The 23,234-nt window shown below is 65.6% G+C and carries 15 protein-coding genes; 11 read left to right on the top strand and 4 right to left on the bottom strand.

Annotated features, from left to right (window positions below; translation table 11 throughout):
* The first annotated feature begins 57 nt into the window (after nucleotides 1–57).
* From QGV55_RS12055 to QGV55_RS12005, 11 genes are all read left to right on the top strand, one after another.
* On the top strand, nucleotides 58–321 hold the full coding sequence (locus QGV55_RS12055; protein WP_281016559.1) for a DUF1467 family protein: 264 nt from the start codon (nucleotides 58–60) through the stop codon (nucleotides 319–321).
* A 230-nt stretch (nucleotides 322–551) separates the two neighbouring features.
* Nucleotides 552–1,454, top strand: coding sequence for a glycine--tRNA ligase subunit alpha (locus QGV55_RS12050; protein ID WP_281016560.1), 903 nt, complete (start codon nucleotides 552–554; stop codon nucleotides 1,452–1,454).
* Between the two features lie 3 nt (nucleotides 1,455–1,457).
* Complete coding sequence (gene glyS / locus QGV55_RS12045) at nucleotides 1,458–3,533, top strand: glycine--tRNA ligase subunit beta (protein ID WP_281016561.1); 2,076 nt, start codon at nucleotides 1,458–1,460, stop codon at nucleotides 3,531–3,533.
* Nucleotides 3,534–3,537: 4 nt separating this feature from the next.
* Nucleotides 3,538–6,219, top strand: coding sequence for a pyruvate, phosphate dikinase (ppdK, locus tag QGV55_RS12040; RefSeq protein ID WP_281016562.1), 2,682 nt, complete (start codon nucleotides 3,538–3,540; stop codon nucleotides 6,217–6,219).
* A complete protein-coding gene (locus QGV55_RS12035) occupies nucleotides 6,212–6,682 on the top strand; it encodes a hypothetical protein (protein ID WP_281016563.1) in 471 nt (156 codons plus the stop codon). Before ppdK ends, QGV55_RS12035 begins: the two co-directional genes overlap by 8 nt.
* Before the next feature lie 178 nt (nucleotides 6,683–6,860).
* Nucleotides 6,861–8,705, top strand: a complete 1,845-nt coding sequence (locus QGV55_RS12030) for an autotransporter assembly complex family protein (RefSeq protein ID WP_281016564.1) — start codon at nucleotides 6,861–6,863, stop codon at nucleotides 8,703–8,705.
* Nucleotides 8,705–13,072, top strand: coding sequence for a translocation/assembly module TamB domain-containing protein (locus tag QGV55_RS12025; protein ID WP_281019921.1), 4,368 nt, complete (start codon nucleotides 8,705–8,707; stop codon nucleotides 13,070–13,072). Before QGV55_RS12030 ends, QGV55_RS12025 begins: the two co-directional genes overlap by 1 nt.
* A gap of 270 nt (nucleotides 13,073–13,342) precedes the next feature.
* Nucleotides 13,343–14,329: an aldo/keto reductase gene (locus tag QGV55_RS12020; protein ID WP_281016566.1), complete on the top strand. Its 987-nt coding sequence runs from the start codon at nucleotides 13,343–13,345 to the stop codon at nucleotides 14,327–14,329.
* Nucleotides 14,326–15,519: an aminotransferase class V-fold PLP-dependent enzyme gene (locus QGV55_RS12015; RefSeq protein ID WP_281019920.1), complete on the top strand. Its 1,194-nt coding sequence runs from the start codon at nucleotides 14,326–14,328 to the stop codon at nucleotides 15,517–15,519. Before QGV55_RS12020 ends, QGV55_RS12015 begins: the two co-directional genes overlap by 4 nt.
* A complete protein-coding gene (locus QGV55_RS12010; protein ID WP_281016568.1) occupies nucleotides 15,516–16,115 on the top strand; it encodes a hypothetical protein in 600 nt (199 codons plus the stop codon). The genes QGV55_RS12015 and QGV55_RS12010 overlap by 4 nt, the downstream gene beginning before the upstream one ends.
* Nucleotides 16,112–17,704, top strand: a complete 1,593-nt coding sequence (locus tag QGV55_RS12005) for a rhodanese-like domain-containing protein (RefSeq protein ID WP_281016569.1) — start codon at nucleotides 16,112–16,114, stop codon at nucleotides 17,702–17,704. The genes QGV55_RS12010 and QGV55_RS12005 overlap by 4 nt, the downstream gene beginning before the upstream one ends.
* Before the next feature lie 19 nt (nucleotides 17,705–17,723).
* On the opposite strand, the gene QGV55_RS12000 is transcribed toward QGV55_RS12005, so the two are convergent.
* From QGV55_RS12000 to rpsA, 4 genes are all read right to left on the bottom strand, one after another.
* Nucleotides 17,724–19,670 (bottom strand): hypothetical protein, encoded by a 1,947-nt coding sequence (locus tag QGV55_RS12000; protein ID WP_281016570.1) that lies wholly within the window; start codon nucleotides 19,668–19,670, stop codon nucleotides 17,724–17,726.
* Between the two features lie 8 nt (nucleotides 19,671–19,678).
* A complete protein-coding gene (locus QGV55_RS11995) occupies nucleotides 19,679–20,323 on the bottom strand; it encodes a 2OG-Fe(II) oxygenase (RefSeq protein WP_281016571.1) in 645 nt (214 codons plus the stop codon).
* 19 nt (nucleotides 20,324–20,342) lie between these two features.
* The gene (locus QGV55_RS11990; protein WP_281016572.1) at nucleotides 20,343–21,323 is read right to left on the bottom strand and encodes a mitochondrial fission ELM1 family protein; all 981 of its coding nucleotides are present in this window, start codon (nucleotides 21,321–21,323) and stop codon (nucleotides 20,343–20,345) included.
* Between the two features lie 112 nt (nucleotides 21,324–21,435).
* On the bottom strand, nucleotides 21,436–23,169 hold the full coding sequence (gene rpsA, locus QGV55_RS11985) for a 30S ribosomal protein S1 (protein ID WP_281016573.1): 1,734 nt from the start codon (nucleotides 23,167–23,169) through the stop codon (nucleotides 21,436–21,438).
* Nucleotides 23,170–23,234 lie beyond the last annotated feature (65 nt).

Raw genomic sequence — 23,234 nt, 5'->3', positions numbered from 1 at the left:
CCAGTCTGACACTTCGGCCTGAGTACGACAGCCCACAACCAACCACGGAACCGAACCATGTCCATCGCCGGCGGCATCGTCATCTACATCATCCTCTGGTGGGTGATCCTGTTCACCACCCTGCCCATCGGTGTGCGCACGCCGGAGGAAGCGGGTGAGGACCTGGTGCCGGGGCAGGCGGACGGCGCGCCGGTGAAGCCGCGCCTGCTGTTCAAGTTCGCCCTGACGACCGCCATTACCACCGTGGTCTTCCTGCTGCTCTGGGCCAGCGACCACTATGGCATCGTGCCCTGGCGGGAGTTCTTCGACCGCAAGCCGTGAGGCTGCACCTTTTCTCTGGCCGTTCCGTCCCTCTCCCCATCCCGACCACCCACGGAAGTATCCTAAAAAGGGTGTTCGGGAGGGGGAGAGGGGCGGACCAGTCCCTCGGACGAGGGCAAATCGGGCCGCCGCTGCATGCCCCCCTGCGGCCCTGTTCCCCTTGACCCCAATACTGCCAGCCATATACCTACGCGGACACTTTCTGCCTTCAGTCATCAGGGATCGGTTTCATGCCAGAGCGCGAGGCCGCTGCGCCATCGTTTCAGGACCTCATTCTGCGCCTTCACAGCTACTGGTCGGCGCGCGGATGCCTGATCCTGCAGCCCTATGACATGGAAGTCGGCGCGGGCACATTTCACCCGGCCACGACCCTGCGCGCACTGGGGCCGGAGCCCTGGAATGCCGCCTACGTGCAGCCGTCACGGCGGCCCACGGATGGCCGCTATGGCGAGAACCCGAACCGCCTGCAGCACTACTACCAGTACCAGGTGATCATGAAGCCGTCCCCGCCGGACTTTCAGGAGCTCTATCTGGGCAGCCTGCGGGAGATCGGTATCGACCCGATGAACCACGACATCCGCTTTGTCGAGGATGACTGGGAAAGCCCGACGCTGGGCGCCTGGGGACTGGGCTGGGAGGTCTGGTGCGACGGCATGGAGGTCAGCCAGTTCACCTATTTCCAGCAGGTCGGCGGCTATGACTGCACGCCGGTCTCGGGCGAACTGACCTATGGACTGGAGCGGCTGGCGATGTATGTGCAGGGCGTCGACAATGTCTACGACCTGGCTTTCAATGCGCCCACCGCCACCACGCCAGGGGTGAAGTACCGGGAGGTGTTTCATCAGGCGGAGGTCGAATATTCCGCCCACAACTTCGAGCACGCCAATACCGAGATGCTGTTCCGCCACTTCACGGATGCGGAGGGGGAATGCATGGCGCTGGCGGATCAGGGCCTGTCCCTGCCTGCCTATGACCAGTGCATCAAGGCGAGCCATGTCTTCAACCTGCTGGACGCGCGGGGCGTCATCAGCGTGACGGAGCGCGCCGCCTACATCGGCCGGGTCCGGGCGCTGGCCAAGCGCGCGGCGGAGGAATGGCTCCGCGCCCGCGGACATCTGCCGGGGGAGGGCTGAGCCATGGCTGAACTGCTGCTGGAACTGTTCTCGGAGGAGATCCCCGCGCGCATGCAGGCGCGGGCCGCCGATGACCTCAAGGGTCTGCTGCTGGAGGCGCTGACCGCCAACGGGCTGACTCATGAGGCTGCGCAGGCCCATTCCACGCCGCGCCGCCTGACCGTCGTGATCAGCGGCATTCCGGAGGCGCAGGAGGACGTGCGCGAGGAACGCCGTGGTCCCCGCGCCGATGCGCCGGAAAAGGCCATCGAGGGGTTCCTGAAGGGCGCAGGCGTCAGCCGTGACCAGGTCGAGGAGCGGGAAAGCCCCAAGGGCACGTTCCTGTTCGCGGTGATCGAGCGTAAGGGACAGGCCACAGCCGAGGTGCTCCCCGGGCTGGTCGAGGGCGCGATCGCGAAGCTGCCGTGGCCCAAGTCGATGCGCTGGGGCGACCGTCCGGAACGCTGGGTGCGCCCGCTGCATTCGATCCTGTGTCTGTTCGGCGGCGCCACCGTCCCCGTGACCTTCGGGCCGGTGACGAGCGGCAATACCACACGCGGTCACCGGTTTCATGCGCCGGACGCCTTTGAGGTGGCGGACTTCGCCGACTATCAGGCGAAGCTGGAAACCGCCCGGGTGGTTCTGGATCGCGAAACCCGCAAGACAATGATCGACAGCCGCGCCCGTGCGCTGGCGGAGGCCGAGGGCCTGACGCTGAAGGATGATCCGGGCCTGCTGGACGAGGTCGCGGGGCTGGTGGAATGGCCGGTGCCGCTGATAGGCAGCATCGACGATGCCTTCATGGATGTGCCGGCGGAGGTTCTGACCACCTCCATGCGCAGCCATCAGAAGTATTTCGCGACGGAAAAGCCTGACGGGTCGCTGGCCCCGCGCTTCATTCTGGTGGCGAACCTGGAAGCGGAGGACGGCGGCACGGAGATCACCGCCGGCAACGAGAAGGTGCTGCGCGCGCGCCTCTCGGATGCGCGGTTCTTCTGGGACCAGGACCAGCAGCGGACGCTGGAAAGCCGCCTGCCGGACCTGAACCCCATCGTGTTTCACGCCCGCATGGGCTCCGTCGGGGCCAAGGCCGGACGCATCGCGGAACTGGCGGCCTGGCTGGCGCCGCAGGTCGGGGCCGATCCGCTGATGACCCGTCGTGCCGGACTTCTCGCCAAGTCCGACCTGACCACGGGCATGGTGGGTGAATTCCCGGAACTGCAGGGGATCATGGGCCGCTATTATGCCAGGCTGGATCAGGAACCGGAGCAGGTGGCGGAGGCGATCCGGTCGCACTACAGCCCTGCCGGTCCTGCCGACGACTGCCCGTCGGACCCGGTTGCCGTTGCCGTGGCACTGGCCGACAAGCTGGACAGCCTGGTCGGTTTCTTCGCCATCGGCGAGAAGCCCACGGGGTCGAAGGACCCCTTTGCCCTGCGCCGCGCCGCCCTGGGTGTCATCCGCATCATTCTGGAGAACGGGTTGAGGCTGCCGCTGGATCCGGCCCTCACCTTTGCGTTCGACGGTATCAAGGGCGATCTGCTGGCGGAGGTCAGTGATGCGGAAACCGTCTCGGCGGAGATCATCGCTTTCATTGCCGAACGGCTGCGTGTGCATCTGCGCGGCGAAGGCGTGCGCCATGACCTGATCGCGGCGGTGCTGGGGCTGGGCAGCGAGGATGATCTCGTCCGGCTGGTGGCGCGGGTTGATGCGCTGACCACCCTGGTGGGGTCGGACGACGGCGCGAACCTGCTGGCGGCCTATCGCAGGGCGGCAAACATCCTGCGGATCGAGGAGAAGAAGGACGGTTTCGCCTGGCAGGGTCCGGCGGACCGTGATCGTCTGGTGGATCCGGCCGAGGTCGATCTGGGTGTTGCCCTTTCCACAGCGGACGAAACAGCGGATGCTGCGCTGCTGGCCGAGGACTTCGCCGTTGCAATGTCTGCGATGGCGGCGCTGCGCGGCCCGGTCGACGCATTCTTCGAGAGTGTGACGGTCAATGCAGACGATCCGGCCTTGCGGGCCAATCGTCTGAAACTGCTGGCTGAAATCCGTGCCACGCTGCACCGGGTTGCCGATTTTTCGAAGATCGAGGGCTGAAGCGATGAGCAAGTGGGTCTACACGTTCGGTGACGGCGCGGCCGAGGGCAGGGCGGACATGCGCAACCTGCTGGGCGGCAAGGGTGCCAATCTGGCGGAAATGAGCAATCTCGGCCTGCCGGTGCCGCCGGGCTTCACCGTCACGACAGAGGTCTGCACCTGGTATTACGACCACGGTCAGAGCTATCCGGCGGAGCTGACCGATCAGGTCCGCGACGCCATGGCAGTGGTCGAGAAGACCGTGGGTGCCGGGTTCGGCGATGCCGAAAATCCGCTGCTGGTTTCCGTCCGTTCCGGCGCGCGGGCGTCGATGCCGGGCATGATGGACACGGTCCTGAACCTGGGCCTGAACGATGTGACGGTGGAGGGGCTGGCCAAGCGTTCCGGTGACCGCCGCTTTGCCTTCGACAGCTATCGCCGGTTCATTCAGATGTACGGTGACGTGGTTCTGGGGGTCGATCACGGCGACTTCGAGGATCTGCTTGAAGGCATCAAGGAGACCCGCGGCGTCTGGCTCGACAATGAACTGACGGTCGCGGATCTGGAACAGCTCGTCAGCCTGTTCAAGGAACAGGTGCAGAAGGCCACGGGCAAGCCCTTCCCGCAGGACCCTGAAGACCAGCTCTGGGGTGCTGTCGGTGCCGTCTTCGGGTCATGGATGAATGACCGCGCCAATACCTATCGCCGCCTGCATGACATTCCGGCGGCCTGGGGCACGGCCGTCAATGTGCAGGCCATGGTGTTCGGCAACATGGGTGAGGGGTCGGCAACCGGTGTCGCCTTCACCCGCGATCCCTCGACGGGAGAGAACATCTTCTTCGGCGAATACCTGATGAATGCGCAGGGTGAGGACGTTGTGGCCGGTATCCGCACGCCGCAGCTCATCACGAAGGCGGCGCGGGAGGCGGCGGGCGAAGAGGCCCTGTCCCTGGAGGAGAACCTGCCCGAGGTCTTTGCCGAACTGGTCAGGGTCTACAAGTCGCTGGAGGCCCACTACCGCGACATGCAGGACATCGAGTTCACGGTGCAGCAGGGCAAGCTGTGGATGCTGCAGACCCGCTCCGGCAAGCGTACCGCGAAGGCTGCGCTGAAGATCGCCGTGGACATGGCCGAGGAAGGCCTGATCGACCATACGGAGGCGGTGAAGCGGATCGAGCCCGGATCGCTCGACCAGTTGCTGCACCCGACACTTGATCCGTCCGCCGAACGCGACGTGATCGCCAAGGGGCTGCCTGCCAGCCCCGGCGCCGCATCGGGCCGGATCGTCTTCACGGCGGACGAGGCCGAGCGTCAGTCCAAGCTGGGTGAGAAGGTGCTGCTGGTGCGGGAGGAGACGAGCCCGGAAGACATCCACGGCATGCATGCGGCAGAGGGTATCCTCACCAGCCGGGGCGGCATGACCAGCCATGCGGCGGTGGTTGCGCGCGGCATGGGGCGTCCCTGCGTTTCCGGTGCCGGTCACATCCGCATCGATCACAAGGTGGGGGAGATGCGGGTGCTGGGCCGTACCTTCCATGCCGGCGACATGCTGACCATCGACGGTGCCACGGGCGAGGTCATGGCCGGTTCCGTGCCGACGATCCAGCCCGAGCTGTCGGGTGATTTCGGCATCCTGATGGGCTGGGCCGACAAGATCCGCAGGCTGCGGGTCCGCGCCAATGCCGAGACACCGCACGACGCCCGCACCGCCCGCGAGTTCGGCGCGGAGGGCATTGGCCTTTGCCGCACCGAGCACATGTTCTTCGACGATGATCGCATCCTGGCGGTGCGGGAGATGATCCTGTCGGAGAAGCTGGAGGGGCGGAAGGCCGCGCTGGCGCGCATCCTGCCGATGCAGCGGGCGGACTTCGTGGAACTGTTCCGCATCATGGCGGGGCTGCCGGTCACGATCCGGCTGCTGGACCCGCCGCTGCACGAGTTCCTGCCCCGGTCGGACGAGGAGATCGAGGGCGTGGCCTCCGCCATGAACGTGGAGTCGGAGCAGATGCGCCGCCGCGCCGCCGAACTGCATGAGTTCAACCCCATGCTGGGGCATCGCGGCTGTCGTCTCGGTATCTCCTTCCCCGAGATCTACGAGATGCAGGCCCGTGCAATCTTCGAAGCCGCCTATCTGGTGGCGAAGGAACTGGGAGAAGCGGTGACACCGGAGATCATGATCCCGCTGGTGGCGACACGGCAGGAGGTCGATATCCTGAAGGCCCGCATCGATGCGGTGGCGACCGCCGTACATGCGGAACAGGGCGGCCGCGAGGTGGAATATCTGGTCGGCACCATGATCGAACTGCCGCGTGCCGCGCTGCGCGCCGCCGACATTGCGGAGTCCGCGGCCTTCTTCAGTTTCGGCACCAACGACCTGACCCAGACCACGTTCGGCATCAGCCGCGACGACGCCGCGTCCTTCCTGGACGCCTATGTCGGTCAGGGCATCCTGCCGAAGGACCCCTTCGTCAGCCTGGATACGGAGGGTGTCGGCGAACTGGTCGAGATCGCTTCGGAGCGTGGCCGGAAGACGCGCCCGGACATCAAGCTCGGCATCTGTGGCGAGCATGGCGGTGACCCGGCATCGATCCATTTCTGTGAGGCGGTTGCGCTGGACTATGTTTCCTGCTCGCCGTTCCGTGTGCCGATTGCCCGGCTGGCGGCGGCACAGGCAACGCTGAACAGCGCGCCGGAGAAGGATGGCTGACAGCAAGAACCTGCTGATCGTCGCCCACGCGCCGTCGCCGAATACCGCACGGCTGCGCGACGCACTGGTTTCAGGGGCGTCGCATCAGGACATCGATGGCGTGGCGGTGGACTGCCGCTCACCGTTTGACACGGAACCGGAGCATGTGCTGCGGGCGGGTGCGATCATCCTGATGACCACCGAGAACCTGGGCTACATGAGTGGCGCGCTGAAGGATTTCTTCGACCGGTGCTACTATCCCTGTCTGGAGGAAACCCAGGGTCGGCCCTTCGCGCTTCTGGTCCGTGCCGGGCATGACGGAACCGGCACCTGCAGGGCTGTGGAGACCATCACCACGGGCCTGCGCTGGAAAGCGGTGCAGGAACCGCTGGTCTGCCGCGGTGACTGGGACGAAGCCTTCGTCGACAGGTGTCACGATCTCGGAATGCTGGTCGCGGCAGGGCTGGAGGCCGGGGTATTCTGAACCGGCGCCTGTTGCAGGGCTGTGACTTCTGAGGCGTTCGGTCGCTGCATCCGCACAAGCCCTTGCGACGTAGGTATATGATGACGATGTGTCGTCGCCTTGTGCTTTGAGCTTTCCGGCAGACTGTCTGCCGTCCGATTGACTGGAGATTTTCCCGATTTCGCTCAACTGCCTGACATTGAACCTGCCAGGTCGTGCACGCATCCTGGGCCTCTGTCTGGCCCTTCTTGCGCTCGCGGGCTGTGAAACGGTTGGCCTGGATCAGATCACGGGCGGCGAAGAGTCGGCGCAGCAGACCCGTCTGGGCGACATCACCTACACAGCGGAGATCGTGGGGCTGCCCGGTGACAAGGACCTTGACGCGGTCGCGCGCGGGGTCCTGAAGACCTTCACGCTGCAGTCCCGTGGCGTGCGCAGCACGGCTGCGCTGCAGCGCCGTGCCGACGGGGACATCAGCGAGTTGCAGCGCATCCTGCGGGCCAGCGGGTACTATGACGCCAAGGTCACGACCGAGGTTGCGGACGGCCCATCACCCGATGTCACCTTCCGGGCGGAACCCGGCGCGCTGTTCACGATCGGCAGCTACAGCATTGCGTTCCGCAAGACGCGCCCGACCCTGCCAGAAGCAGCAGTACTTGACGCGACCGCGGAAATGCCCGCCGGGATCGTGGCGGACGGTGAGAGCATCGTGGAAGCGGAAGCCCGTATCGTCACCTATCTGCAGGAACATGGTTTCCCGCATGCGGCATTTGATTCCCGTGTCGCCCGCGCCAACAGCGAAGCCGGCACACTGGACGTCACGGCAACCTTCCGCAGTGGCCCCTACATCACCTACGGCGACCTGATCATCGAAGGCGAGACGGGCGTAGAACAGGATTACCTGCGGGAAATGATCACCTGGGACAGGGATGCACCGGTCGCCCGCTCCCAGCTCAATCAGTTGCAGGAACGGATGGCGAGCACTGGCCTGTTCAAGACGGTCAGCGTGCGGCTGCCAGCGTACGAGCCGGGCGAGAACGTGGCGGACGGCGCACAGCCCGTGACCGTGAAGGCAAGCGAGGCCAAGGCGAAGTCCATCAGCGGCAGTGTCCGCTATGACACCGATCGGGGTCCCGGTCTCCGGGCCGGATGGCGGCACCGCAACCTGTTTGGCCGGGCGGAGGATCTGCGCACCGAACTGGACCTGTCGCTGGACGAGCAGAAGCTCTCCGCCGAGTTATCGCGCCCGCGCTACCCTTCGGCACGCTGGACGGTCTTCGAGGGCGCGGAGGTGCGCAATACCTTCGACGACGCCTTTGACGAACAGGCCGCCGAGGTGCAGGTCGGCATGCGCACGGGTCTGGAGGACGGCTGGACCGTCAGTGGTGCGATCAAGGGCAGTGTCTCCCTGACCGAGACCGATGTCGAGAGCGACACGGCCTATCTGGTCGGCCTGCCACTCACCGCGCGGCAGGTACGTACCGATGATCCCCTGAACGCGACGAGGGGGCACAAGCTGTTCCTTTCCGCCACGCCCTACATGGGCCTGAATGACGGCTCGCCGACCTATTTCGGATCGGTCTCCGCCGGTGGTTCCTACTACCTGCCGGTCATCGGCAAGGACAGTCTGGTGCTCGCCACCCGCGCACGGGTCTCCTCCATCCTCAGCGGTGATCTGCAGGATGTGCCGGTCAACCAGCTTCTGTTCGCAGGTGGCGGCAGTTCGGTACGCGGCTTCGGTTTCCGCTCCATCTCTCCGGTTGATCTCGGCGACGAGACCGGTGGCCGGTTCCTGGCCGAGACCGGGCTGGAGACACGGATCAAGGTCACGGACAGTTTCGGCTTCGTCACGTTCGTGGACGCGGGCGTTGTCGAGGAAGAGCCGTTTCCGAACTTCAAGGAGCGGGTGAACGTCGGCGTGGGGGGTGGTCTGCGGTACTACAGCCCCGTCGGACCGATCCGTTTCGATCTGGCCTTCCCGCTGCATCGGCGCGCGGGTGACAGTCTGTTCGAGTTCTACATCAGCCTCGGACAGGCGTTCTGATGTGGCGTCGTCTGCGCAAGATACTGCTCTGGTCGCTGGCGGTGCTGCTGACACCGGTCCTGCTGCTTCTGGTCGGCCTGTTCTGGTTTCTGGAGGTGGCGGGGGAGGATAGCTGGACCGCGGCGCTGGATCAGGGGCTGGCGGCGGCGAGCACACCGGGCGAAATGGAGATCGCGGCCAGCGGCTTTCGCCGTGACGATGCAGGTGTGATCCATCTGGGCCGTCTGCAGATGGCCGACGGGGAGGGCGTCTGGCTGACGCTGGATGACCTGGCGCTGGACTGGGATCTGGGTGCGCTGCTCGGCGGTGCCCTGACGGTCGAGAGCCTGACTGTCGCGCGCGTCGATGTCAGTCGCGCGCCGGTTGGTTCCGTGCCGGTGGAGCCGGAACCGGACGATCCGACACCCCTGCTGGAATCCTTTGAATGGCCGCGTGCGCCGCTGCCCGTAAGGCTTGACCTGCTGCGCGTCGATGCCCTGTCGCTGGGCGATGACCTGGTGCCGGGCGGCGCCCGTTTCTCGGTCAAAGGTTCGGTACGTGATGCCGGCACCGATCAGCGCGTCACCCTGAATGTCGAGCCACTGGATCTGAAGGCGAGCTTCGCCCGCGTGGACGTGGCGCTGGACTTCGGCACGCGGCAGTCGCGGATCACCATGGCCGCCGACCTGCCTGTCCTTGCGCCCTTGTCGGAGCCGCTGGGGATCACCACCGATGAACGCCTGTATCTGAATGTGGAGGGGGGCGGTCCCTTCGGTTCCGCCACCATAGACCTCTCGCTGACGGTGGAGCGTGTTGCCGACCTGCTGCTGGGCCTGCGACTCAGCGCCGACCCGGCGACGGGCTGGGCACTGGATGCGGATGGTGTTGCCAATCTGCTGGCGGCGGCACCCGTGCCGACCGACCTGACCGGGGAGACGATCCCGTTCCGACTGGCGGCGCACGGGGCCGATGAAACCGAACTGCAGCTTGCCCGTCTGGAAGTCTCGACGGCTTCTGCCTCCCTCAGTGCCAGCGGTTCAGTCGATCTCGATGCCGGGACGGTCAATCTTGGCAGCACCGTGGATGTGCATCGCCATCCTGCGCTGGACGCGCTGCTGGCCGGTGCAACATTCGGTGCCGCGCGGATCGAGGCCCAGGTCAGTGGCGCGCTGGACAGTCCTGATCTTTCGGTTGCGGCAGACCTTCGCGAGCCCGCGTTCGGTGACATGGGCGCACGAGCCATCAGCCTGAAGGTCACCGGGGGCCTGAAGGACGCCGACTTCGACGGGGATGTCGCCGTCGATCTGACCGAACCATCGCTCGGCGATCCCGGACTGGATGTCCTGCTTGGGCCGTCGCCCCGTCTGACGGCGCATGTGACGGCAGGCGCCGCACAGGCCCGTGTCACGGCCCTGGATCTGACGGCGGCGGCGTTTGGCCTGTCCGGCGACGTCTCGACGCCCCTGCCGGAGCCGAAGATCGATGGGGAACTCGTGCTGCTGGTGCCGGAGCTGTCGAAGCTGCCCGGCGCTGATGCGGCCCTCCGTCAGGGCAGTGCCCGGCTGGTCGTCACCGCGGATGGTGTTGTCCCGGAAGGTGGCGGTGAGATACGTCTGGCAGGCGGTCTCACCGGTCTCTCGTTCATCGACGACGTGATCCAGTCGGCCGTCGGGCCGAATGTGAAGCTGACAGCTACTGCACGGCCGCTTGCGGCAGGTGCGGCGATGCTCGATCTCTCGGTTGCCACCGCGTCCGGGCCTGCCCTGACCATTGATGCGGGCCTGGATGCCGCCGGTTCGGTGAAGGGTGAGTACGGGCTGGACATGGCGGCGGTCCCGGGCGGTCTGGTGCCGGAAGGGGTGCTGATCGAAGGCCCCATCCGCCTGCGCGGCAGGGTCTCCGGCACGGCGGACGCCCCGCGCACCCAGGGCCGCCTGGAACTGGCCGCCGTCGGCAGTGACGAAATCAGACTCGCCGGGCCTGTGCTGGCCTATGACTTCAGTGATCTGGCCACCGATCCGTCCGGCAACCTGAGCCTGGACGGCCAGTGGGGTGAGGAGGTGCTGGATGTCGATCTGCGGCTCGCCATGCGCAATGCGTTCCAGCAGGCTGACGTGCCGTCGCTCTCCGTCTCGCTCGCCGGGCTGACGCTGGAGGGCAACGCCTCCGCTGACCTGAGCACACCGGGCTATCGCGCCAATCTGACGGCGGCAAGTGACGAGCTTTCGCGTATCGCCGCCCTGTTCGACGTCCCGCTTGCCGGTGCCCTGAATGCGACCGTGACGGTGCAGCCCGAAGGACAGGATCACGGCGCGGACATCGATGTGACGCTGCAGCGTCTGGAAGCCACCGACGCGGGCGCGACCGTGGCGGAGGTGCGTCTGGCAATGCACCTCGCGGCATTGCTCTCTCCGACGCCGACCATGCAGGGTGATCTGACCGTGCAGGACATTCGGGCAGATGGGGCACGGATCGGGAAGACGGAGGCCCGGATCGGAGGTACCTTCTCACGCCCGACCATCGACCTCAGCGTGTCTGCGACCGAACCTGAACCAGCGCGCCTGACCACCCGTATCGTGGCTGATCTTGCCGGTGCGGAAGGCCCATTGATCGATGTCGAGAACCTGCGTCTCGAAGGCAATGAAGCGGCCATCGAGGCCGTGCAGCCATTCAGTGTCCGGGTGGGTGAGACCATCGTGCTTTCAGGGCTGCGGCTGGGCACCTCCTTTGGCGGTGAAGTGATTGCAGATGCGCGCTACGCGCCTGACCTGCTGGACGCCACGGCCCGGATCAGTGCTCTGCCGCTGGGACCGCTGGCCGCGATTGGCGGCGTTGGCGGTCTGCAGGGCATGCTGGCAGCCGATGTGCGCTTTGACAGCACGGCGGCGGATGAGAAGGCCAGGCTGTCGGTGCAGGTTGATGACCTGCACCCCCCCGGCGACGAGATCGGTGCAAGCTTCGACATCGCGCTCGATGCCAACTGGAACGGGCAGACCGCGCGGGCCGGTACCCGCATTACAGGTCCATTCGAATCCCCCCTGGTGGCAGAAGTCAGTGCGGAGGTCCGACAGGGGCAGGGGACATTCCTGCCGGAACCCGCACCGGGCGGCGCATTGCAGGGCAGCATCGACTGGACCGGAAGCCTGGCAAAGCTGATGCAGTTGCTGCCGGAGGGGGATCACCTGCTTGAAGGCACGGCCAGTGTTGCCGTGGATGTTTCCGGCACCATCGGGGCTCCCGTCATGCAGGGTAACGTCGCGATCTCCGATGGCCGCTACGAGAACCTGATGACCGGCACGATCCTGGAACGCCTCACACTGACCACGGCCTTCGCCGACAGCGGTGTGGGAGAACTTGAACTGTCCGCTGTCGATCCGGCGGGCGGAAGCGTGAGCGGCAGTGGCACGGCGCGGTTGCTGGGCGCAGATCGGCGGGCCAGCGTGAAGGTCACACTCGACAGGCTGCGCGCGGTCAGTCGGGAGGAGGCGACGATCCTGGTTTCCGGCAATACCGATGTCACCTGGGACGGCAGTCTGGTGCAGGTGGTGAACCGGACGACGATTGACGAGGGCGAGATCCGCCTCATAACCGATAACCTGCCGCCCAGTGTTGTCGATATCGAACTGGCGCGGGACAGCGATGCCGCGCCAACCGGTGATTCCGGCGAGGAACCGGTGGATGAACTGCCCGTGGCGCTGGATGTGGTGGTCGATGCCCCCGCGCGGCTGTTCGTGCGCGGTCGGGGCCTCGACAGTGAATGGAGCGGCAAGGTCACGGTAATGGGCCACCTGCCGGAACCGCAGGTGGATGTGAACATCGGCGTCGTGCGCGGTCATCTCTCCCTGCTGGGCAAGGACTTTCAGGTCTCGACCGGGGAGATCGGGCTGACCGGGGACATGCAACCGCGCTTCAACATCGCGCTGACCCGCCAGAGCGGTGACATGGAAGGCACGATCAGCATCTCCGGCAGCCCGGCGAAGCCCGAGATTGCCTTCTCCTCGACCCCCGAACTGCCGGAGGATGAGGTGCTGCCGCGTCTGCTGTTCGACAAGTCGGCCCAATCCATGAGCCCGCTGGAGGCAATCCAGCTTGCGCAGAGCATCAATACCCTGACCAACGGCGGTGACGGGGCAACCGACAAGCTGCGGGAGGCCGTGGGCCTCGACGTCCTGCGTGTGGAGGAAGGCGCCGACCCGGACTCCTCCGGCTCCGTCGCGGTCGGCCGGTACGTGCGGGAAGGGGTCTATGTCGGGGCGAAGCAGTCGCTGGACTCGGAGGCCGGCAGCGTTGTCGTGGAGATCGACGTGCTGCCCAACCTGAAGGTCGATGCGGAGGTCGGTCGCGGCGGCGGTGGCAGCACCGGCCTGACATGGGAACGGCGTTACTGAGCCATCCGGAAAAAAAGTTCCTGCTTTTCCTGAGACCGGTGATCCGGTCCCTGCCACGGGGCGTAACAGTCTCAGAGTTGCCTGTGGTTCAGTTCATCAGGCATCCGGTCTCCCCCAAGACCATGACTGGTGCGGGGGGCATGTCACTCCCTCCCCCTCGCGACATGTCCCCCGCCCCCTTTCGAAATTCCCTCCCGGAACTGGACCCGACACCGCCCGCGCGCGATGATGGCCCGATCAGTCAGTCTCTTGGGGCAGGGGAAAAGAATCATGAAATACGTACGTCTGGGTAACACGGGTCTGAAGGTCAGTCGCCTCTGTCTCGGCTGCATGACCTATGGCGATCCCTCGAAGGGCAATCACAGCTGGGTGCTGCGTGAAGATGAATCGATGCCCTTCTTCCGGGAGGCCTGGGAAGCCGGCATCAACTTCTTCGACACCGCCGACATGTACTCGCTCGGCGCGTCGGAGGAAGTGACCGGGCGGGCGCTGAAGCAGCTCGGCTCCCGCGATACCCAGGTGATCGCGACCAAGGTCTTCAACCCTATGAGCGACGACCGCAATGACCGCGGTCTCTCGCGCAAGCACATCATGAAGAGCATCGACGGCAGCCTGAAACGGCTTGGCACCGATCATGTCGATCTCTACCAGATCCACCGCTTCGACTATCAGAGCCCCATCGAGGAGACGATGGAGGCGCTGCACGACTGCGTGAAGGCGGGCAAGGTCCGCTACATCGGTGCCTCGTCCATGTGGGCGCGGCAGTTCATCCAGATGCAGCATGTGGCGGAGATGAACGGCTGGACGAAGTTCGTGTCGATGCAGAACTTCTACAATGCGGTCTATCGGGAGGAGGAGCGGGAGATGATTCCGTTCTGCCATGAAACCGGTGTCGGCCTTATCCCCTGGAGCCCGATGGGACGTGGTTTCCTGACCCGGCGGCACGCGGAGAAGACCATCGGTGACACGGCGCGTGCGACGTCTGATCCGGTCGCGGCCCGTGTCTTCGGACGTGACGAGGACTTTGCCGTGGCCGACGCGGTCGGAGACGTTGCAGACGCGCGCGGAGTGCCCATGGCGCAGGTGGCGCTGGCCTTCGTGCTGGCCAATCCGGCGATCACGTCCCCGATCATCGGTGCCTCCAAGCCCGGCCACATGGCGGATGCCCTGGCGGCGCTCTCTCTGGAACTGACCGATGAGGAAATGCAGGTGATCCGGGACGCCTATCGCCCCAATGACGTGAAGGGGCACCAGTGATCGACATCGACCGCTGCCGGGCGGAGACGCCGGGCGTGGCCAACGTGCTGCACTTCAACAATGCGGGCGCCGGGCTGATGCCCGCGCCCGTGTTGCAGTCGGTGAAGGACCATCTGGATCTGGAGGCCGCGATCGGCGGTTACGAGGCGGCGGACCGGGCACGTTCCTCCATTGACCGGACCTACAGCGCCATCGCCCGGTACCTGAACTGTGACGCAGGCGATGTGGCCGTCATGGAGAATGCGACCGTGGCGTGGAACCAGGCGTTCTTCGCCGTGGCCGACCGCATGAAGCCCGGTGACCGCATCCTGACGGCGGAGGCGGAATATGCCTCCAACTATCTGACCTACTTGAAGGTCGCGGCGCAGAAGGGTGTCTCCGTCGAGGTGGTGCCGAGCGATGCGGATGGGGTGCTGGACGTGGCGGCGCTGTCGCGGATGCTGGACGGCGGCGGGGTTGCGCTGGTTGCGGTGACGCATGTCCCGACCAACGGCGGGCTGGTCAATCCGGCGGCGGAGATAGGAAAGCTGACCCGTGCGGCAGGTGTTCCCTATCTGCTGGATGCCTGCCAGTCGGCGGGGCAGCGGGTGCTGGATGTGCAGCAGATCGGCTGTGATTTCCTGACGGCGACAGGGCGGAAGTACCTGCGCGGCCCCAGGGGGACCGGCTTCCTCTATGCCCGGCCGGAAGTCGCCGCGCGGTTCGAGCCACCGGTGATCGACCTGCACTCGGCCACCTGGACCGCCCGCGAATCGCTGGAGTGGCAATCCGGTGCCCGGCGGTTCGAGAACTGGGAGTTCAACGAGGCCGGGCGCATCGGACTGGGTGTCGCTGTCCATTACATGCTGGATGTGGGTATTGCGGAGATCGAGGCACGTGTGACAGGGCTGGCCGAACAACTCCGCGCGCGACTGGCCGAGACTGCCGGTGTGCGGGTGCACGATCTGGGGCGGGACCGCTGCGGAATCACGACCTTCACGGTTGACGGCATGGAGCCGCTGGCGGTGAAACAGGCACTCTTCGCCCGACAGATGAACGTCACCACCAGCACACCGAGCAGCACGCGGATCGACATGGAACGGCGACGGATCAGCGGACTCGTCCGCGCCTCCGTTCACTACTACAATACTGAAGTGGAGATTGACCGCTTCGTCGAAGCGGTCGCGGAGGAAGCTGGGAGGCAACAATGACACCCAAGGAACGGGCAGCGGCACGCGACAACGCCGTCAAGGCGGCCATGATGCAGGTACGTGCGATCGAGGTCGCGCAAGGGGTCACCCGCCAGTCCATCGCCGACATGCGCGATGTGCTGATCGAACTGGCCAAGCGCCGGGACCTGTTCCCGCTGGAGGACTTTCCGCCACCGGAGGCAACGACGGAGCGCAAGAACGCGCTTTATCGCCTGTCGGAGGATGCAGACCACCGTTTCGCGCTCTATGCACAGCTCTCCATGGGCGGCACCAACTCCCCGGCGCATGATCACACCACCTGGGCGGTGATCGTGGGCATGGAAGGCAAGGAACTGAACCGTCTCTATGATCCTGCCGATGATGGCGGTGTGGCGGAGAAGGACCAGTTCGTCGTCGAGGCCGGGACCGGGCTGGCGCTGATGCCGGACGATCTGCACTCGATCCATATCGACGGCTCCGAACCGGTGCTGAATTTCCACATGTACGGGCTGGCGCTGGAGCAGCTGGAGCATCGCCGCTACTACAAGCCCGAGACCGGTGAATGGAAGCATTTCCCCGCCTCCGAAGGCATTCGCGATCTGCCGATGCCGGCATGAAGAGCCTGACAGCCCCGGCGTTGCGCGCCCGTCTGACCGACGGGCAGGAAATCGCCCTGATCGACGTGCGGGAGGAAGGCGCCTTCTCCAGGGAGCATCTGTTCCTCGCCGCCTGCATCCCGTTGAGCCATCTGGAATTCCGCGCGCCGCGCATGGTGCCGCGTCGGACGGTGCCCGTGGTGGTGACGGACCATGGCCCGTCGGACAAGGGACTGGCGGAACGCGCCGCTACCCGGCTGGCGGATATGGGCTATTCGGATGTTTCCGTGCTGGTCGGCGGAACGGCGGGCTGGCGGGCGGAGGGATACGAGGTCTTCTCCGGCGTCAATGTCCCCTCGAAGGCTTTCGGTGAATTCGTCGAACATCACTACGACACACCACGTATCGAGGCGGCGGAACTTCAGCGGATGAAGGACAGCGGCATGGACCTCGTCATTCTCGACAGCCGTCCGATGCCCGAATTCAACCGCATGTCGATCCCCGGCGGTGTGGACTGTCCGGGGGCGGAGCTGGTCTATCGTGTCCATACGCTCGCCCCTGATCCGAACACCACCGTGGTGGTCAATTGCGCCGGTCGCACCCGTTCCATCATCGGCAGCCAGTCGCTGATCAATGCCGGCATTCCCAATCCGGTCATGGCGCTGAAGGATGGCACCATGGGCTGGCAACTGGCGGGACTGACCTGCGCCAGCGGGGAGACCGAACATGCGCCTGAGCCGGAAGGGGAGGCGCTGCAGGCCGCGAAGGACCGTGCCGCGCATGTCGCCGACCGCTTTGGTGTGCGCCGGACGGACAGCGCCACGGTGGCCCGCTGGCAGGCCGAGACGGACCGCACCACCTGCCTGCTGGACGTGCGCACGGTGCAGGAGTTCGAGGCCGGTCACTGGCCCGGCGCGCATCACGCACCGGGCGGACAACTGGTGCAGGCGACTGATGAATATGTCGCCACCCGCAATGCCCGGATCGTGCTGGCGGATGCGGAGGATGGCGTGCGCGCCACCATGACCGCTTCGTGGCTGATCCAGCTTGGCTGGACGGACGTGCATGTGCTGGCCGAACAGCCGACCGCGCCGGAAGTCGGCCCGGTGGATGTGGAACCGGCCCTGTTCCGACCGGCGGAGACACTCTCGGTCGCCGAGATGCAGGCCGTCATCGACTCGGGCGAACCGGCAGCGGTCGTTGACCTGACGGAGAGCCTGACCTTCCGCAAGGGACACATTCCGGACGCCTACTGGACCGTGCGTTCACGCCTGACGGAGAGCATGGTGGCGCTGGCGCATGTCGGGCTGATCCTGCTGACTTCCCCCGATGGCCGATTGGCCCACTATGCGGCGCATGAACTGCGCGCCGCGCGGCCGGATCTGGTCGTCCGCGTCCTCGAAGGCGGAACCGCCGCCTGGGTCGCTGCCGGTCAGCCCATGGAACCCGGCCTCGACCGCGCCCTGACCGACACCGATGACGTCTGGTGGAAACCCTATGACCACCAGGGCGGCGTCCGGCAGGCGATGGAAGACTACCTGACCTGGGAAGTCGGTCTGGTCGAGCAGGTCAATCGCGACGGACTGGTCGAGTTCAGACGCTTCGATTGAACAGCCGGGTTGTGACCGGTCAATAGCCGAACATGTGGTCCAGGCTGAAGGCGATGCCGGGGCGAAGCAGGCCGTGGAAGCCGAACAGGCGACAGGTGGTGTCGCGGATCTGGACGTAGGCGTCCGGACCGGCGGCCTTCAGGTCAGCGGCGTCGAAGGTCTCTGACACGCGCCAGTGGCGGGAGCCACCGCAGGGAATCGCGATGCGCTTCGTCACCACCATTTCGCCCGCGCCGCTGAACAGGTTCAGGTCGGTGCTGGACTCCGGCGCCCAGGGCAGGGACGCCGGGTAGAGCAGGTGACACATGGCATCCGCCGTCTCGCCGCCCAGCCGCAGGAACAGGCGGGTGGAGAGGCCCGGCGGGCGACCGGAATAGGACTGCGGCTCGTCGCGGAAGACCAGCGGCATGTTGAACATGTGCGCGCCGAAGATGGTCTCGGCGCGATGGCCGCTGGCCCGCTGCTCGACCCGGGCGAGGGCATGCAGCCAGCCGTCCGCCTCGCCACCATCGCGGAAGTCATAGAGGAATTCCACGTGACCGGTGCCGGAGGGCAGTTCGGCGGCGGCTTCCTTCATCCAGGCATCGACATCGATGGCGATGGAGTCGCGGCGCGCGACCCGGCCGAGGAACTTCTCGGCAACGCAGGTACCGTTGGCGTCGATCAGGTCGGCCCGGATCGGCAGTTCCATCTGGGTATCCGCCATCGGCGTCGGCAGGCAGAAGGTCCGGAACTCATCCACCGGCAGCACCGGCAGGGGCATGATGTAGCCCTTCCCGAACAGGGGGGCGTTCTCCCGGATATCGGGGTCCGGTTTCAGGTCAACCCGTTCCACGTTCGCGTGCGCGATGCGGCGGCGGCCCGAGGCACGCTGGATCACCTCATAACGCGGACGGACGAAATAGCGCCCGGCCTGCAGTTCGATCTGATCGGGGAAGCGGGCATCGGGCAGCATGGCGCCGACATCGACCGCGACGGTTCCGAACGGGGGCACGCTCTCGTCGTAGGTGGTGACATCCTGGCCACCGACCAGGTTGAAACCGATCACCCCGGCGGGAATCTCGATCGGATGGCTGTTCTGCACCCAGAGGATCAGGTCCTCGTTCTCGTCGGGCGCAGGCACGCCGGAATAGAGGTCGGCGGGCCAGGCATTGGCGTCATGGGTACAGCTCAACTGCTCCGCCGCGTCGCCATAGACGTCCAGCGCATATTTGACGATCTCGTGCCCCCTGATGCGCACCGCATGCATGAAGAGGGTGCCCGCGAAATCGTCGAGGCCAAAGCGCTGCCGTACCTCGGCGCTGTCGATGGTGATGGTCTCGAACGGGCGGGTCAGAGGCTCTTCCCACTCCGCCAGCGTCACGCCGTCGCCGCTGATCAGACGGCACCAGAGTGCCGGATCCTCGGCCCCGTAGCCGGACCAGTAGTTGGCTGTGACGATGCGGGTGTGCAGGCCGTCGCCGTCGCGCAGGAAGCCGAAGTTGGTGGCGAAGTTCAGCGCATCCACGTAGGCCTTCGGCTGTGACAGCATGGTCTCGGGCAGCCGCAGCGGGTCCAGCGTCTCGATGCGCTTGCCGGTGGGCAGGATGTGTTTCAGGTGCTGCAGGAAGCTGCCGCCATCGAAGGCGGTGATCAGCAGCGTATCGAAATCGTCACCGATCTCGGTCACCGGACGCGCGGTCAGGCCAAAGGCTTCCCGGCCCACATGCTCGATCTGCTGCACCAGATAGGCGACAGGCGACAGCCCGGCCAGATCATGAAACACGTCCACCGTCTCCGCGTCGCCCAGCGGATCATAGATCGCGATCCGGCCCGCATCGGCCAGGGCGGCACGCCAGCCTTTCGCAAGATCGGCGGTGATCGGGTGGCCCAGCGCCTTGAACAGGGTCAGGCCGCCGGAGTTGTTGCCGGGACGCCAGCCCGCGCGGTGGTCGGCATTGCGGAACGTCTGGATATTGAGGGTCATGGTCGGACCTATCGCATGCTGCTTGCGCGACTGGCAAACGGGTTGAAACGCTTCAGCTTGGCGGAGACGCGGTGCCGCGCCTTCTCCTTGTCCGCTACCGCCTGGCTGGTCACCCAGTTGATCTGGATGGAGCGCCGGGTGCCCTCGAACGGTTCATGGCCGTGCCAGGAGGAATCCGAACGCTTGAAGATCAGCAGGTTGCCGGACGAAGGCTCGATCTCCTCCGCGAAGTCATTCAGGTCGGTGCCGGAGCGGAGCACGCGCAACCGCCCGCCTTCCGCCTGCCAGGGCGGATTGAGGTAGATCAGGACCGTGATCAGCTTGGTCTTCGAATCCGTGTGGATCTGCCCGTCCTTGCGCTGGGCCGCACCGCGCACGGTGCAGGTCATCGGACGGCCGGTCAGGTCGATGTCGAACTTCTCCGCGACGGCATCGCGGAAGTCATCCTGCGCCAGCCGCTCCAGCAGTTCGGCGAACCGGGGACCATATTCCAGTTCCTCGATGGGGAACGACCCCGGCAGATTCAGATCGGGAAAGTCTTCGGCGATTGATTCGAGTGTGTCGACGGGGACGAAGTTCTCCACCATCACATAGCTGTAAGGGTCGGTCTTCAGCGGGGTTTCCCGCAACCTCTCCATCTCGATCCGGGTCATCGGACCCTGTCCTCCTGGCTCATGCCGGCCGATCAGCGAGCCTGTCCCGCACGGCCTTGGCGACCATCGCGGTATCATCCAGCGGAGAGTAAGTCCAGTTTTCCAGCCTTCCCCGGAAGGGGCGGGTCAGTCCGTCGCGGCTGAGGGCATCGTGAAAACGGGCGAACTTGGCGTTGCCGCCTTCCAGATCGACCACGAAGACCGGCTTTCCGGTGGCGCAGGCCTCCGAGACCATATTGACGGAGTCGCCGGTCACGACCACCGCATCCGCCAGTCCCAGCCAGCCGAGGTAGGGGTTGTCGCCCTTGCCGTCGTGCCAGAGGTACGGCAGGTCATGCAGCGCCGCTCGCAACCTCTGCCCCAGTGCCGTGTCGGTCCGGCGGGAGGGGGTGAGCAGCAGTCCGGCACCGGTCTCTGCCACAAGCTGCCGCAGATCCGCCGCGAGCCGGTCGATCACGGCCTCCGTCATGCGGAAGACGCTGTTGTCCCCGCCGAGAGAGACCATCACATGCGGCCGGGGCAGGTCGCCGATGCCGGCCCTGAACCGTTCCGCTTCCTCGGCAAGCCGGGCCGGGCTCACACGTCCGAGCGCACCGTAGGTCTGGATCACGTTGGGGCCGGTCAGGCGGTCATGACGCGGGGCCACGACCAGGTCGAAACGCGCCGGCGAGACGCCTGGGTTCTGGAGCTGGACGCAGAATGTCGCGCCGCCCGAAAGCCGTCGGATGGCCATGGCCGGGGCCACGGTCTGACGCCCGGTCGCGATCAGCAGGTCCGGCCAGGGCGGGGTGAGGGGGTCGGAATCCGCAGCCAGCGACTTCAGCGGCGCGAGCCACAGTTGCGGCGGCAGGCTGCGCCATGGCTGCCGGATCGAGAGCTGGCGGAGCGATGGCGTGACGCCCAGCGCCTCAGCCAGGCCGAGACACTGGTTCACCATGCCCTGCTTGCCGTCGCACAGCGCCCAGGTCGTCGGCCGGAGGTCGGTATCGTCGCGTGTCATCCTGGCATTCATCCAAAAACGGAAACGCCGGAGCCAGCATGGCTGGCCCCGGCGCTCCACCGACGCCGAAGCGCCGGGATCTTCGTCAGCGATGTGATCGCAGGGAAATCCCTTACGACTGGTCGCCTTCGTTCTCGCCACCTTCCATGCGGGCCTTCAGGGCCGCACCGAGGATGTCGCCGAGGCTCGCGCCGGAATCGGAGGAACCGAAGTTGGCAACGGCTTCCTTCTCTTCCGCGAACTCCAGCGCCTTGACCGACAGGTTGACCCGGCGGGTCTTGTTGTCGACGCTGATGATGTTCGCATCGATCTTGTCGCCCACCGCATAGCGGTCGGGACGCTGCTCGGAGCGATCACGGCTGAGGTCGTTCTTGCGGATGAAGCCCGGCAGACCGGTCGAGGTCTCGACCTCCAGCCCGGCTTCCATGACACGCACGACGGAACAGGTGACGGTCTCGCCACGCTTCATCGACTTGGCATCGGCAAACGGATCGTTGTCGATCTGCTTGACGCCCAGGCTGATGCGCTCCTTGTCGATGTCCACGTCCAGAACCACGGCACGGACCATGTCGCCCTTGTCGTATTCGTTCATGGCCTGCTCGCCCGGGACATCCCAGGACAGGTCGGACATGTGGACCATGCCATCGATCTCTTCTTCCAGGCCGACGAACAGACCGAACTCGGTCTTGTTCTTGATCTCGCCCTCGACGATCGTGCCCTTCGGGTGGCTGGCGGCAAAGGCATCCCACGGATTGTCCATGGTCTGCTTCAGGCCAAGGCTGATACGGCGCTTGTCCGGATCGACCTCCAGCACCTGCACGGAGACTTCCTGGCTGGTGGAGACGATCTTGCCCGGATGGATGTTCTTCTTGGTCCAGGACATCTCGGAGATGTGGATCAGACCTTCGACACCCGGCTCCAGCTCCACGAACGCACCATAGTCGGTGATGTTCGTGACGCGACCGTCGAAGCGGACGTTGACCGGATACTTGGCGGCAACGCCGTCCCACGGATCCGTCTGCAGCTGCTTCATGCCCAGGCTGATGCGCTGGGTTTCCTTGTTCACCTTGATCACCTGGACCTTAATGGTCTCGCCGATCGTCAGCACCTCGCTCGGGTGGTTGACGCGACGCCAGGAAATGTCGGTGACATGCAGCAGGCCGTCGATACCGCCCAGGTCAACGAACGCACCGTAATCGGTGATGTTCTTGACCACGCCGTCGCAGACCATGCCCTCTTCCAGGCGCTGGATCAGCTCGCTGCGGGCTTCCGCGCGGGTCTCTTCCAGAACGGCGCGGCGCGACACCACGATGTTGCCGCGGCGGCGATCCATCTTCAGGATCTGGAACGGCTGCGGCGTGCCCATCAGCGGGGTCACGTCGCGGATCGGGCGAATGTCCACCTGGCTGCCGGGCAGGAACGCCACGGCGCCGGACAGGTCGACCGTGAAGCCACCCTTGACGCGGCCGAAGATCATGCCCTCGACACGCTCGTTGACCTCGTAGGATTTCTCCAGCTTGGCCCAGGCTTCCTCGCGGCGGGCCTTGTCGCGGCTGATGACGGCTTCGTGCATGCCGTTCTCGATCCGCTCCAGATAGACCTCGACCTCGTCACCGACCTTGACTTCGGCGGGACGGCCACCGACCTGGAATTCCTTCAGCGGAACCCGGCCTTCGGTCTTCAGGCCGACGTCAACAACGACAAAGTCGTGCTCGACGGCCAGGATGGTTCCGCGAATGACGGAGCCCTCAAGATTGCTTTCGGAGCCATAGGTTTCGTCCAGGAGGGCGGCAAAGTCCTCCCGTCCCGGGAACTGCTCGGCAGCTCCGACGGATACGTCGCTCATATAGTGATTTCCTTTCTCGCGGCCCTTCGCTGGGATTTGCCAGTTGCCTGGCTACGATCGGGCCG

This window comes from Minwuia sp. IMCC3009 (assembly GCF_029909415.1).
Classification (GTDB): domain Bacteria; phylum Pseudomonadota; class Alphaproteobacteria; order Minwuiales; family Minwuiaceae; genus Minwuia.
The sequence above is the reverse complement of the archived record's forward strand: the minus strand, read 5'-3'. Positions and strand labels throughout refer to the sequence as shown.